Below are 12,762 nucleotides of genomic sequence, written 5' to 3'. Positions count from 1 at the left end.
CGCGAATAAGAGCTTGTTGACCGACGTCTCTGGGTTCTGCTTCCACCTTTGCACGATCATCCCCGCTCACTCTCTCCCAAATGCTCGGAGAAAACCCTTCGTCATGCCCTTACTCTTGACATGGGACATAAGAGGATGAGGGGTGGTAGCTGGGACTGCGTCTCAGGTATGGACCGCCTCGACATTGTTGCCGTCGGGGTCGATCAGGAACGCGGCGTAATAGGTCGGGCTATAATCCTTGCGTGGGCCGGGCGCGCCATTGTCGCGGCCGCCGGCCTTCAGGCCGTCGGCGTGGAATTTGGCAATGGCCGCATGATTGGGGGCGCGGAAGGCGATATGGGCGCCGGTCGCCGGGGGCCCCTTGTGAAGATGCAGCCAAAGCGCCGGCTCGCCCTTGGGTCCAAATCCCGCACCGTTCGCATCCTTGGAACACAGGACGTAACCGAGCGGCGCCAGCGCGGCCACATAGAATTTGACGCTGGCCTCGATGTCACCGACCCGGATTCCGATATGATCGTACATGGTCTCTCCATTTCCTGACTGGCGAGCCCGGCCCGCCAAAGATGGAGATAACCTTTACTCAGTGCAGCGCCAGCCGCTCTTGGAGAATCTTGCGGTTTCCCCGTGCGGCGTCGCGGAAGGCGCTTGGCGAGACGCCGGCGGCGCGGTGGAAGGTGCGGACGAAATTGGAGAGATCGCCAAAGCCGACATCGTAGGCGATGTCGGTGATGGCAATGTCTTCGTCAGACAGCAGGCGCGCGGCCTGACGCAGCCGCGAACGCACCAGATATTGGTGTGGGGTGACGCCGAGCACGTTGGCAAACAGGCGCAGGAAATGGAACGGGCTGATGCCGGCCTGGTTTGCGGCGGCATCGAGGTCGATGGTGTGATGCGAATTCGCCTCGATCCATTGCGCCGTCTCGACCGCGCGGCGGCGGTCGCGGGCCTTGATCGCGACCGGTTTGCGAGTCCGGTCGGATACCGCATCGACGAAGCGGCTGGCGAACAGATACCCGACCTCGTCAAGGGAGATATCGCTGCGGCCATCGGCTGCGGCCTGCGCCAATTCGCCGAGCACCATCAGTTCGGGCAAAGGTGGCGCCGCGCCGACCCGCCATGCCTCGCGCCGGCCGCCGATCGCCTCGACCAGTTCCTGTTCCAGAAAGAACGACAGGCACTCGTCGCCGCAAACGTGGTTGTGGGTGCAGACATATTCGTCGCCGGGAAAGCCGACCAGCACGGATCCCGTCACCAGTTCGAACGAGCGGCCGCGGGATTGGCAGCCGAAACTGCCCTTGCGCACATAGGAGACCGAGTGGCAGTTGAACTGCTCCGCGAACGGCTTCTCGTTCGGTCCTGCGGTGCACCGAAAATCGCTCACCGAGATCGATCGATGCTGTAGCAGCGTCTTCTTGATCATCCTTTGAAGCTAACCGGAGAGCCGCGGCGGGGCAACCGGAAGCAATACGTCCAGCAATGTCTTGCTCGCAGGGCTCATGGTGCCCTCGATCGAGAGCAGCCTCCGTTTGGAGATCAAACCGCCGTGAAGGGACATCTTGTCGGCATAGCCACCCGCTTCGAGAACGCGGTGGCAGGGGACGATAACGACAAAGGGATTCCGGCTGATGGCCTGGGTGACCGAGCGCACGGCGCCGGACGCGCCGAGCCTGGTCGCGATCTCGGGATAGGTCATGGTCTCGCCACGCGGAATTCGGCGCGTGATCTGGTAGACCCGCTGGTCGAAAGGCGGAATGCCGCCGGCATCGAGCGTGACGCCGGCGAAATCAGCGGTCTTGCCGTGGAGCAGGGCCGCGATTCCTTCGATCGCCGCTTCGACATCGGGATTGGGGCGCGTTTCGCGCGCCTCGGGATAGATCTGAAAAAGCCGCCTGCGGGTATCGATCTCGCGGGTTTCGGGGAGCTGCACGCCGACAATGCCCTGATGGCCCCACGCGATGCCGCATCGGCCGATCGCCGTATCGAAAATCGTGTACGCCCGCCCCGACATAACGCTTGGTCCCCACCAGCATCATAGCACCGAGCCTGGCGGCCGCACCCGAAAAATGACAATCCGGTTAAGACCTGCGTCGCACACGAATCCAGTGGACAACAATTTTCGATCGCAAGAGGCGAGGGGTGCGGACGGTGTCTTCGCCGGCGCCGGCGTACACGCTCCGATCAACTATTGTTCAGTTCGTGCATCGGCGACGCTTTGCTAGACGTCCCGCACCGGACCTCCCCCGTCCGGAAAAACGTCGCAAGGCCGTCAAGCGAGGATACTCCGCTTGGCGGCCTTGCTGTTTGCGCCGATCACCGTGCCTTCGTTGAAGGCGATATCGCGCGCCGCGATGATTTCATCCGCGATGTCTGCGTCTCACCCCCACGAAGCTTGCATTGTTAAGCTTTTACGACGTTGCGATGAAAGGTTCGTCGCATTGTCTGACTTCATGGTGATCGAAGTCGCCGCCGTTTTCACATTCTTGTCGCTACCCCTGATTTAACGGTGTTTGCGACGCGTTGTGGCGAGTCCGCTACAGAAATTTTCCGCAAGCTGAAGCAGAAGCGCGCGCGTGGGCGTCCCGTCCGGGACGCCGTTATCCAGTTTTCGCGGCGCGTATGTGCAGCGATCGTTATTTTGAGGGACCAACATGAAGAAGACTTTCATATCGGCGATGGCCGTGCTGGCATTCGCCACGGCTGCCCATGCCGACGAACTTACGGACATCAAGGCTCAGCAGAAGCAACTGCGCGAGCAGATGACCAGGCGCCTTGCTGACCTGGAAAAGCGGCAGAAGGCTCTTGAAGCCCGGAAAGCTGAAGTGCCGACCGTCAACCCGGTCGACGCGATGGCCGCGGACCTGCCCTACAAGGCAGCCGTCAAGGCGAGGCCGCCGGAGAATGACGATCTCTGCATCAAGGGAATCTGTCTTTACGGCAACTTCGACATGGGCGTAACCTATCAGAACCACGGTGCTCCGTTGAGCCCGCTCGCCGTCGGTCCGCTCGACTATCTTGTCTCGAAGAATGCGAACGGTGCGTATTTCGGCGCCGGTCCCAACCAGCTCTCGACGTCGTTCATTGGTCTGCGCGGCAAGCAGGAAATCGCCGACAATCTGTACGCCGTCTTCAACCTGCAAACGCAGTTTGATCCGGCAAGCGGACAGGCCTCCAGCGGCATCGGCTCCGTTGTCCAGAACAACGGGCTTCCGACCGGCTTCCAGAACGCGTTCAGCGATTCGTCCAAGGCCGGCCAGATGTTCAACAATGCCGCCTATTTCGGCGTGAGCTCGCCGATCTACGGCACGCTCACCATGGGCCGCCAGAGCGCGCTGAGCTCAGACCTCGTCACCAACTATGATGCGCTTGGCGGGTCTAACGCCTGGTCGCTGCTCACCTACCAGGGCGCCAATGGCGGCGGCGGCGACACCGAAGACCGCATCTACGACAATTCGTACGAATACCGGGTGAACATCGGCCCGGTTCGATTGGCGGCCGAAGCGCAGCTTCGCAACGGTGGCAACAGCGGCACCGGCAACGCCTTCGAGGGCGACGTTGGCTTCGACTATATGGGCTTCTCGATCGACTTCGTGGGCGGCAAGGTCTACGACGCCGTTTCCGCTGCTCCCCTGAGTTCTGCGCAACTCCAGGCCGCCACGGCGTTCGCCATCGGCAACGGCCAGGTCGCCGGCACCGTGTCCGACAACACCGTGTTCCAGGTCGGCCTGCGTTACACGATCGGACCGTGGAAGCTGTTCGGCGGCTATGAGCACGTCGGCCTCTCCAATCCGAACAGTCCGCTCGCGGCGGGTGCTTTCCTCGACGGCGGATACATTCTGGCCAACCCCAACAACGCCAACTTCCCGAACGACAAGATCCTGCAGACGGCCTGGATCGGCGCGAAGTATGCGATCATGCCGAACCTCGACGTCGCCGGCGCCTACTATCACGAGTGGCAGAATAGCTACGGGACCGGCGCTATCGCCGGCTGCAATACCGTGGCGTCTGCACAATGCAGCGGCACGCTGGATGCCGTCTCGCTGGTTGTGGACTGGCGCTTCGCCCGGCACGTGGACATGTACGCCGGCGCGATGTGGTCGCAGGCTGCGAACGGCCTCGCCAGCGGCTTCCTGCAAACCAACGGTACGCCCGGCAACACCGGCAACAAGGCCAACTCCGTCGATCCCGGCGTCGGCCTGCGCTACCAGTTCTGATGGACTGACAAAGAAGGCAGGGATATTCGAGAACGCGTTCGAGAGTGTCTCTGCCGCCCTTCTTTTACGACCCGCCGATCTTCCGCGTATAGGCGCGAGAGATCGTCCCGCGTTCTTTACCAATGCTGCTTCCCCGCCTTGATCCCGCCGCGCCATTCGCTATGGTGGGCTCCGATCGCGGGCGTAGTTCAATGGTAGAACGGCAACCGCGCGAAATCCGACGGCCGGAAGCCGTCGCCGATCTCAACGCGGCGGCGGCTTTTTGGCTAAGTGATCTGAAGTCCGTGTTCCTTTAGGAGGATCACGAATTCTGGCGGGTAGCTCGCGAGCATCATCGCCCCTTCTTGCCGCGAGGACGATAGAAGAAGGCTGCCCTAACCTTGGGGCGTCCTCATGAACTCACTCTCCAATGCGTTTACTCTCGACCGAAGCTCTACAGAGTACTTGATGAATTGCATTGCACTGTCCCCTTTTTCACGGCGCTCAGCAGAGCGCTGGATAATGGACGGCAATCGGGCGGACATGATAAAATAAGTAGATAGACGTCAAGCCAAGCCCCCTTGACTGCGGCAAAGACCAGACCTGACTGCTGGCGTCCTGAACGACTTTAATGAGATAGCGACGTACGCACCCTACGTCGATGCCATGTTTGTCGATAAGCAGTGCGCATCACTATTGCAGCAAGGCCGCCTTCCTTCCGAACTGACATACAAAGCGCGTATATTCTCTATGAGCAACCAGCAAGAGTTCTTGAATTCTTGGCGCGCAGCCTCGCAGGAGGTCCGGGAGTTTGCCCATGAGCTGTATGAAGCGGAACCGTAAGCGTCCCGACCGGATAAAATGATGCGCTGTATTTTCTGTTCGAAGGAGCGTCCGCCCAGCTTGGAGCATGTCGTGCCGCTTGCCATCGGAGGAAGTCTGACGACTGACCGAGTTTGCGAACCATGCAATTCGGAGCTCGGAAGCCGGGTTGATCTCGCCCTGACTGATTATCTTCCTATCCGCGTCCGCCGGGGGGAGCTTGGCTTGGCTGGCAATTCTCGTAAGCCGCCCGGGCGCTTTGAACTGCTCACTGGCGATGTGGAACTGGTTGGAGAGGCCGGCGGGCGTCTCCGAGTGACGTACGACGAGGCGACCAATAAACTCGACTTGCATCGGCTCTACCAAGCAACCGATGCTATTACGCCGGATGGACAGAAAATTCGGCAAATCGTTGTTGACGCTAGAGATAAAGAGAAAGTTACCGTCATCATAAATCGAGAGCGGAAGCGACACGGCATGCCTCCGTTGTCGGATGAAGAACTTGCAATCGAGGTTTCCAAGCTCTCAGTTAACACGCTTGTGAACCCGACTGTTCGAATGAACATTTGTGTCAGTTACGCGTATTTGCGCCACGCAATGTTCAAGATTGCTTACGAACTTGCCTTCTTGTGGCTTGGCGAAAGTTATCTTGACGATCCACTTGCAGCTGCATTGCGGACAGCAATCTGTAAACCCGAAGTGGGATCGCTAGATAGCTTTCACGGTTTCGTCGGCCCGGCAGCTGATTGCGAAGCATTTTCTCCCTTTTGGAAACCGCATCAGTCACATCATCTAGCTTATTCTCAAGAGAAAGCTGGAAACGTTGTGATCGCTGTTCGCATCTTCGATTTGTATGCAGCTGTAGTATTGGTGAGTACCGATGCTGCGCGCTATTTTGATGGCTCTAACGCTCATCCAACTGAATTGCGATTTGTCGCAATGGATGCCGTCAGCGGCAACAAGATGGAGACGACGTTCGCGGAGGAAGTGCATCGGATAGTAACAACATGGCAGGCGACAAGAACATTTCCTTCGCCCGTACCAGATCTGCTTTAGTTGGCTGTTAGACCGACCTCGCTATGATGACACCGGATTGATAGCTTTGACGTTGATCGCGCAACTGTCGATAAACCGCGCTCCGTTTCTTATTGGGGACGTGCTTCTGTCTTCCGAAACGATAAGGGGAGTAAAGGTTAATCTCCCCTTAGTCGGCGACATAAATCAAATCTTGGCTGATCGAGGGTTCGCCTTTGAGGTCGGCTTAGCGCAGAAGATCAACATTATAAACAAGCGCGTTGTCGTTGGGTGGTCTGGTCAGGCAGTTCAGGCAGAGAAAGCCTTGAGGGTACTTACTGCGATCTCGGATCGGCCGATGCTCGACGCGGATCGAGTGATTGATGAACTCAAAGCAATCAGCCACGAGATCGATCAACTGCAACTCGTCGGACTAGTTCTTGGCGAAAGACAAGGATCAATTGTCAATTATTCGTGCTTTGCTATCGGCGTGCCTGCTAAGCATGCTCCAAACTTCGGGTCAGTACGTGTCGCGGGTTCGGGCTGCGATGCTTTCCTAAGCTTACTCCAGAAAGCCGCTTGGACTTCCGATAAGAGTGCAGGCGAATTTCAAGTCGCGCATGGTCTGCTAGCGGCACTTACGAACGAAGAATTTAGGACCGGAAGCACGATCGCAAACAGGTGGGGCGGAGGGTTTGAGGCGCTGGTCTATTCGCCTCAAGCGGAGCGCTTTGAAAAAGTAGGAGACGTCCTTCATACGTTTTGGCGAACTTCGGAAAAGCCGGGCGGATCGCTCGATATGTTTCCGTATTTCTATAAGACCACTTACTGGAACGACGCATTAATCCTGCGAACGGCAACGCTCGACTTCGAGCGAGCAAGACTGGTGTCGAATGACACCACTTTGGTGCCGCCGCTTTTGAAAAGGGTCGAAGACTATGACCTAACTCAGTTGAGCGTGGTTGACTTCGGGTATCGAGCAGTGTGCTGCCACGTGCTAATTGAAAAGCAGCATAACAGGGACGTCCTTTATCTTGTTGATCAGCATGCCGCTGAGCAAGCAGTTTGGCTTGAAGTGATCGGGGTGGGAGCTAGTTTGCGTATTTCGGACTATTTGCCAAACATTATCCGAGAGCAATTGAGCTAGACTGCGTGGCTTGCGCCTTTTTGACCGTTAAACTTGGGCTGATCTTGCCGCCGGGGGCAAGGGCGAGCTATGAAGAGGCCCCGAAGGAATGAGGCGGCGACCATTAAGGCGACTAAATCTTCGGAAAGTATACGCTAAGTTTTTGATTTAGCGGGCGTAGTTCAATGGCAGAACGGCAGCTTCCCAAGCTGCATACGAGGGTTCGATTCCCTTCGCCCGCTCCAGACTCAGTTCAGCGCAGTTCTACCCGAACCCACATTGAGTCCGCGCTCGCCGGCGATGTTGTGCGATAGCTGGTGCGACCCGAATTTCGATCCTTCGGCCGTTCTTGCGAGCGTATAGTCATAGCTGCCGACGACCGCATTCGCGGGAACGGCTAAACTATCGAACCACGATATCAGTTATGTCGTTCCAAACTGTCGGCCACGGTGCAACTTATTCGCTCCAGACCCGTAACTTTAGCAACGACCAAACCGAAAGACTGACTTGTGGAACGCCCCCAGCAGAGAAAGGCGCTGAGCCGCATGGTGCCCGTGACAGTGGCCGCTGTCGTAGCAGTGGTCGGAGCGGTCACCTTGTACTTCACGGATTTCGGCCCGAAGAATGAGGTTCAGGGCGGCGCTATCAACATGATCACCGCCGCTTCGGTTGACAGGGCTGGCGCAACTGCGCTTCCGACCAGGCCATCGGCCCAGCCCGCCCCAAGCGTTCAAAACGGCAGCAGTCCACAGCAATGATAAGGAGAGCCTCCGCCGCAGGGAGGACCTTAATGAGGCGACAGCCTTCATCCCGGTCGCACCAGACCTGAGCGCCTATCGTCCGGCGCGGATCGCCATGACCGATGCGCCATCGCCGGTTTTGCGATGCAAAGGCTCCTTGCTGGCAGATCCCTCAAGATTTCGTGTGACGTGCCGCCGCGCGTAACAATTCACGTTTTCCTTCCGAACAGCATGCGAACGAACCACGGAGGATCACCATGTTCTCGCGCCTTGTTCTGTCGCTCGGATTGATCGCTGGCCTGCCGATCATGGCTCATGCAGCCGAGCGGCCCGTCGTCGTCGAACTCTTCACCTCGCAGGGCTGCTCGTCGTGCCCGCCGGCCAATGCCTATTTGAATGAACTGTCGCGAGGCCGGCGTGACGTGCTGGCGCTGGCCTTCCATGTCACCTATTGGGATCGCCTCGGCTGGAAGGATCCGTTCTCGATGGAAGCCGCGACCGATCGGCAGGCCGCGTACGGCCGCCGCTTTGGCGATGGCTCCTATACGCCGGAGATCGTCGTTGATGGCGCCGCCGGAATGGTCGGCTCGGACCGCGGCGAGGTTGGCTCTGCGATCGAGAAGGCCAAGCGCCAGGGGCAGACGGCAGCTCCGGTCAATGTGACCAAAAGTGGCGAGCAGGTCTCGATCGAGGTCGGCGCCGGTTCGGGCCGCGGCCGGATCTTGCTGATCGGCTTCGATCACGAGCATACGACCGCGATCGGCCGCGGCGAAAACTCTGGCCGCACGCTCACCGAAGCCAATGTGGTTCGCTCGATCCGCAGCGTCGGTCAATGGTCGGGCGCGGCGCTGCGCCTCAATGAGCGCTTTCCCGAAGGGCAGGATGTCGCCGTGGTGATCGAGGCTCCGAATGGCCGCATCGTTGGCGCGAGCCGGCTTGCGGCTCGCAGTTCGACCTGAAGCCGGGCGAGCTGGTCCCGCGTTACGGCGTGACCGTCAGCACTGCCTTCATGTTGGGATGAAAGCGGCAGTAATATTCGAAGGTGCCGGCTTTCTTCAAAACCAGGGTGCCGCTTTTATGGGGCGGCAGCATCACTTCCCAGTCGCCGTTTTTCGCGGTCGCGGTGTGGGCGAATGGGTCCTTGTTGACCCATTCGACGGTGTCGCCGACCTTCGCCGAAACTTGCGCCGGCGCGATTTCGAGCTTGTCCATCGTGATCTGGACGGTGGCAGCCAGCGCCGAGATGGATGCTCCCGACACAAGTCCTGCGACCATGGCGAAATAGATCCATCTCGGCTGCATGATTTTCTCTCTTACTTCAACATCGACGCGACGTGTTCGGCGTGCTGCTCATGGCCCTGGAAGATCTTCAACCCCGTCTGCAACAGGCTCTTCAGTTCGGCGTTGCTGGCGTCGGGAATCAGCGTGGTCTCGAGCGCGCTGTCGACGGCCTTGTGATAGGCGACTTCGTTGTCGACATAGGCCTTGTCGAAGGCGGCGCCGTTGAGCTTTGAGAGTTCAGCGAGCTTGGCGGCGGCATTCTTCGAAAGCGTCTTGCTGGTGTCGTTGTCTTCCGGCGTGACCTTGAGCTTCTTGACGAGGTCGAGCGCCTGCTTGTTCACGGCTTCATGGTCGCGCACCATGTCTTCCGCGAAAGTCTTGACGTCCTTGTTGTGGGTTTTCGCCAGCGCCTGCTTGGCCGCGGCGATGTCGATGACGCCTGCGGTATAGGCAATATGCGCGATCTGCGGATCGGTCGGCTTGGCGCCCTGCGCCAGAGCGGCGCCGGTCACGAGGCTCAACGCGGCCACGGCCGCGCTCAATCGGATGAACATGGTTTGACACTCCTGTAAGCCGGGGCTTGAGCCGCCGGCATTTTGATTGCACAGGAGTTGGATGGAGCGATCTTGAAAAGGTTCCGGTAAAACTACGCTTGCAAAATCTAGGCTTGGAAGCCCAGCCGCTTCAACACGGCGTCGGTCAGCCGTTCGCAGCGCCGGCCGGCAAACGGAAACGCTTCCATGACCACAGGCCCGATCTTGCGTTCGACGTTCTCGCGCAGCAGGGCGCGGGCGCGATGCAGTCGCGTCTTCACGGTCTCCGGCTTCAGGTCGAGAATTTCGGCGGTTTCCTCGACGTTCATGCCTTCGACGACGCGGGTGATGAAGACCAGGCGGAACGGCTCGGGAAGTTCGTCGATCGCATGCTCGACGACATTCTGGATTTCGCGTTGAGCCATGGTCTTTTCCGGATCGGTCTGAGCTGCGAGGGGAAACTGGATGATCTGGGCCTCGATCGTTCCTTGCGGCAGCGATGTCCATTCGACGCCGGGACGCTGGCTGCGCAGCCGGCCCAACGCCTCGTTCATCGCGATGCGCGACAGCCAGGTAGCAAGGCTTGAATCGCCGCGAAAACTGTCGAGATGGGTGAAGGCGCGGACGTAAGTCTCCTGGACGACGTCCTCGGCCTCGCTGTCGTTGCGCAGGATGCCGCGGGCCAGGCGATACAGCCGGCGATTATTCGCCTGAATGATGCTGCGGATGGCGGTCTCGTCGCGGGCGCGGGCACGGGCGACGAGGTCGGTGTCGCCAACCGGTGCGGTTTTCGGTGCAGGGGCCCCTTGCATGACGGTCTCACCCTTCAATCTGGCAGGATAGCAAGCATTGGATGCCCCAAGGGGTCAAAGGTTCCCCAGATTCGTAAGCCAAATTGGTTAACCGGGCAGCGGTTCGGCCGCCATCGCGGCGCCGCCATGAGCATGGGTTTCCAGGGCATCGAGGAAGCAGCGGACCTTGGCTGGAACGAATTGGCGTGTGGGCAGCAGGGCATGCACGCTGAGGGGCTCGCAGAGGTGGTCAGCCAGCAGGGGCGTGAGCAAGCCGGCATCGACGGCGGCGCGGGTGAAACTAGACGTCACCCGCACCACGCCCAGACCGGCCAGCGCCGCCTGAAGCCTGATGTGGGCATTCGAACTCACCAGTTTCGCTCTCTCCACGGCAAGGTGTTCGGCCTCCTCGCCCGGCGGCGTGATCGTCCAGGCGGTATCGCCGGGGCCGGCGAGCAATGGCAGTTGACCGAGATCTTGTATGGTCCGTGGTTCGCCAACGCGTTCCAGCAGCGACGGCGCGGCGAACAGTCCGCGCTCGAGCGTGAACACCCTGCGGATGACGATGTCCGCGGAGGGCAACGGCGCCTCCAGCATCGCAAAAACGATATCGTAGTTCTCGGCGATCGGATTGATGATCTCATGTTCGACGTCGATCCGGATCGTGAGATCCGGATAGCGCTCCATCAATTCGCAAGCGACGGGTCCGGCGTGGTGGGCGCCGAACTCGTATGGCGATTTGATGCGCAGTGTCCCGGCAACGGCGCCGCTCATCGCCAGCGCCTCGCTCCGGGTGTCGTGCAATGCGCCGAACAATGGCTTGATCCGCCGGTAGATCGTGGTGCCTGCATCCGTCAGCCGCAGATGCCGCGTCGTGCGCTCGATCAGCCGTAAGCCGAGATGTCCTTCCAGCCGCTGCACGGCGGCGCTCAGGCTGGATTTGGGATGACCGAGCGCGCGGGTGGCGGCGCTGAAGCCGCCATGCTCGACCACCTCACAAAACAGCTCCCAGTCGCGCCAATCCATTATCGGTGTCCGGGAATCCGCCCCTGCGCGCGATTGTCCATCCAGCTGGACAGTGTGTCCAGACAAATCCCATTCTCCGGTCGGGGCTGTTGACCTAAGAATTAGAAAAAGTCCAACCGGGAGGGTGACATGAACGACGATGGAATTTTTCTCAACAATTCCTGGTATGTCGCGGCGTGGAATCACGAACTGATCGACGGCAAGAAGCTGGCGCGCACCATTCTGGAACGGCCGATCGTGCTTTATCGCGGTGCGAGCGGCAAAGTCGTTGCGTTGGACGACCGCTGCTGCCATCGCGCGGCGCCGCTGTCGATGGGACGCATCGAAGGCGACGATATTCGCTGCATGTATCACGGCATGAAGTTCGCCTCCGACGGCAAATGCATCCAGATTCCCGGTCAAGACAGCATCCCGGCGAAGCTCGGCGTGCGCAGCTATCCGGTCGTCGAACGCTACAATCTGGTTTTCATCTGGACCGGCGATCCCGAGAAGGCCGACCCGAAGCTGATCCTCGATTATCCCCCGCTTGAGGATCCCAAGTGGCGCGGCCTGCCCGGCTACATGCACTACAAGGCCAACTGGCTTCTGATCGTCGACAACCTCAGCGACTTCGCCCATCTCGCCTTCGTGCACACCAATACGCTCGGCGGCTCCGAGGAATATGCTTACAAGACCAAGCCGGTTGCGATCGAGAAACTGGACGACGGTTTTAAGGTCGAGCGCTGGCACATGGGTGCCGAGCCGCCGCCCTATCACAAGAAGGTCATTGCAAACAAAACCGACAAGATCGATCGCCGCAACATCGGCCGCATGATCATTCCCGGCATCTTCACGCTCGACACGACGTTTGCCCCGGCAGGCGGCGGCGTCGACAAGGGCGTTGCCGTTCCCGGCACGCGGCAATACCGCAATGCCCAGTTCATGACGCCGGAAACGCGCAGCTCGACGCATTTCTTCTGGAATTACCTGCATGACTTCGACATCGACAATCCGAACATTGCGTTGTCGCTGCGACACTCGCTCGAAGAAGGTTTCAACGAGGACAAGGACATCATCGAGGCGCAGCAGAAAGTGTTCGACGCCGATCCCAACTACCAGCTTCTCGCCATCGGGGCCGATGCGCCGCTGACCTATTTCCGCTGGCTGTTTGCGCGAAAGATCGAGGCGGAAAAGAACGCCGCCAAGGCCGCGTGAGCTGACGGCGTTGTCATTCCGGGATGGTCCGAAGGGCCAAGCCCG

General features: G+C 59.6%; 13 protein-coding genes and 1 tRNA gene. 7 read left to right on the top strand and 7 right to left on the bottom strand.

Translation table 11 applies throughout. From position 1 onward, the window contains the following. Positions 1-162: 162 nt before the first annotated feature. The 3 genes from M6D32_RS21930 to M6D32_RS21920 are packed head-to-tail and all read right to left on the bottom strand — an operon-like array spanning position 163 to position 2,008. Positions 163-522, bottom strand: coding sequence for a VOC family protein (locus M6D32_RS21930; protein WP_298260161.1), 360 nt, complete (start codon positions 520-522; stop codon positions 163-165). A gap of 58 nt (positions 523-580) precedes the next feature. Beyond that, entirely contained in the window at positions 581-1,420 is an 840-nt protein-coding gene (locus tag M6D32_RS21925; RefSeq protein ID WP_298260159.1) for an AraC family transcriptional regulator, read from the bottom strand. Positions 1,421-1,429: 9 nt separating this feature from the next. Then, complete coding sequence (locus tag M6D32_RS21920) at positions 1,430-2,008, bottom strand: methylated-DNA--[protein]-cysteine S-methyltransferase (protein WP_298260157.1); 579 nt, start codon at positions 2,006-2,008, stop codon at positions 1,430-1,432. 277 nt (positions 2,009-2,285) lie between these two features. Between M6D32_RS21920 and M6D32_RS21915 the strand changes: the two genes are divergently transcribed. The 6 genes from M6D32_RS21915 (at position 2,286) to M6D32_RS21890 (ending at position 8,851) form a co-directional block, all read left to right on the top strand. Continuing rightward, the gene (locus M6D32_RS21915; RefSeq protein ID WP_298260155.1) at positions 2,286-2,501 is read left to right on the top strand and encodes a hypothetical protein; all 216 of its coding nucleotides are present in this window, start codon (positions 2,286-2,288) and stop codon (positions 2,499-2,501) included. Between the two features lie 147 nt (positions 2,502-2,648). Next, positions 2,649-4,211: a hypothetical protein gene (locus tag M6D32_RS21910; protein ID WP_298260153.1), complete on the top strand. Its 1,563-nt coding sequence runs from the start codon at positions 2,649-2,651 to the stop codon at positions 4,209-4,211. A gap of 840 nt (positions 4,212-5,051) precedes the next feature. Further along, positions 5,052-6,068 carry an HNH endonuclease gene (locus M6D32_RS21905; RefSeq protein WP_366145851.1) on the top strand — a complete coding sequence of 339 codons (1,017 nt, stop codon included), beginning with the start codon at positions 5,052-5,054 and terminating at the stop codon, positions 6,066-6,068. A gap of 52 nt (positions 6,069-6,120) precedes the next feature. Further along, complete coding sequence (locus tag M6D32_RS21900) at positions 6,121-7,173, top strand: hypothetical protein (RefSeq protein WP_298260149.1); 1,053 nt, start codon at positions 6,121-6,123, stop codon at positions 7,171-7,173. A gap of 150 nt (positions 7,174-7,323) precedes the next feature. Further along, positions 7,324-7,397: transfer RNA gene (locus M6D32_RS21895), tRNA-Gly, on the top strand. A gap of 752 nt (positions 7,398-8,149) precedes the next feature. Next, on the top strand, positions 8,150-8,851 hold the full coding sequence (locus M6D32_RS21890; protein WP_298260147.1) for a thioredoxin family protein: 702 nt from the start codon (positions 8,150-8,152) through the stop codon (positions 8,849-8,851). A 22-nt stretch (positions 8,852-8,873) separates the two neighbouring features. Here the strand turns inward: M6D32_RS21890 and M6D32_RS21885 are convergent, their stop codons facing one another. The 4 genes from M6D32_RS21885 to M6D32_RS21870 form a co-directional block, all read right to left on the bottom strand. Then, positions 8,874-9,194, bottom strand: coding sequence for a cupredoxin domain-containing protein (locus tag M6D32_RS21885; RefSeq protein ID WP_298260145.1), 321 nt, complete (start codon positions 9,192-9,194; stop codon positions 8,874-8,876). Between the two features lie 11 nt (positions 9,195-9,205). Continuing rightward, on the bottom strand, positions 9,206-9,727 hold the full coding sequence (locus M6D32_RS21880; RefSeq protein ID WP_298260143.1) for a DUF4142 domain-containing protein: 522 nt from the start codon (positions 9,725-9,727) through the stop codon (positions 9,206-9,208). A 107-nt stretch (positions 9,728-9,834) separates the two neighbouring features. Next, positions 9,835-10,518: an RNA polymerase sigma factor gene (locus M6D32_RS21875; RefSeq protein ID WP_298260141.1), complete on the bottom strand. Its 684-nt coding sequence runs from the start codon at positions 10,516-10,518 to the stop codon at positions 9,835-9,837. 87 nt (positions 10,519-10,605) lie between these two features. After that, the gene (locus tag M6D32_RS21870) at positions 10,606-11,523 is read right to left on the bottom strand and encodes a LysR family transcriptional regulator (protein WP_298260139.1); all 918 of its coding nucleotides are present in this window, start codon (positions 11,521-11,523) and stop codon (positions 10,606-10,608) included. 129 nt (positions 11,524-11,652) lie between these two features. Between M6D32_RS21870 and M6D32_RS21865 the strand changes: the two genes are divergently transcribed. Beyond that, the gene (locus M6D32_RS21865; RefSeq protein ID WP_298260137.1) at positions 11,653-12,717 is read left to right on the top strand and encodes an aromatic ring-hydroxylating dioxygenase subunit alpha; all 1,065 of its coding nucleotides are present in this window, start codon (positions 11,653-11,655) and stop codon (positions 12,715-12,717) included. Positions 12,718-12,762: the final 45 nt, after the last annotated feature.

It is taken from the genome of Bradyrhizobium sp. (genome assembly GCF_027307225.1).
Taxonomy (GTDB): domain Bacteria; phylum Pseudomonadota; class Alphaproteobacteria; order Rhizobiales; family Xanthobacteraceae; genus Bradyrhizobium.
This window is presented reverse-complemented; position numbering and strand designations above follow the sequence as displayed.

Coding starts and splice junctions, on each gene's coding strand:
- M6D32_RS21875 (WP_298260141.1), bottom strand. CDS start 10,518: ATGCAAGGGGCCCCTGCACCGAAAACCGCACCGGTTGGCGACACCGAC.
- M6D32_RS21885 (WP_298260145.1), bottom strand. CDS start 9,194: ATGCAGCCGAGATGGATCTATTTCGCCATGGTCGCAGGACTTGTGTCG.
- M6D32_RS21890 (WP_298260147.1), top strand. CDS start 8,150: ATGTTCTCGCGCCTTGTTCTGTCGCTCGGATTGATCGCTGGCCTGCCG.
- M6D32_RS21870 (WP_298260139.1), bottom strand. CDS start 11,523: ATGGATTGGCGCGACTGGGAGCTGTTTTGTGAGGTGGTCGAGCATGGC.
- M6D32_RS21880 (WP_298260143.1), bottom strand. CDS start 9,727: ATGTTCATCCGATTGAGCGCGGCCGTGGCCGCGTTGAGCCTCGTGACC.
- M6D32_RS21930 (WP_298260161.1), bottom strand. CDS start 522: ATGTACGATCATATCGGAATCCGGGTCGGTGACATCGAGGCCAGCGTC.
- M6D32_RS21925 (WP_298260159.1), bottom strand. CDS start 1,420: ATGATCAAGAAGACGCTGCTACAGCATCGATCGATCTCGGTGAGCGAT.
- M6D32_RS21905 (WP_366145851.1), top strand. CDS start 5,052: ATGATGCGCTGTATTTTCTGTTCGAAGGAGCGTCCGCCCAGCTTGGAG.
- M6D32_RS21865 (WP_298260137.1), top strand. CDS start 11,653: ATGAACGACGATGGAATTTTTCTCAACAATTCCTGGTATGTCGCGGCG.
- M6D32_RS21920 (WP_298260157.1), bottom strand. CDS start 2,008: ATGTCGGGGCGGGCGTACACGATTTTCGATACGGCGATCGGCCGATGC.
- M6D32_RS21910 (WP_298260153.1), top strand. CDS start 2,649: ATGAAGAAGACTTTCATATCGGCGATGGCCGTGCTGGCATTCGCCACG.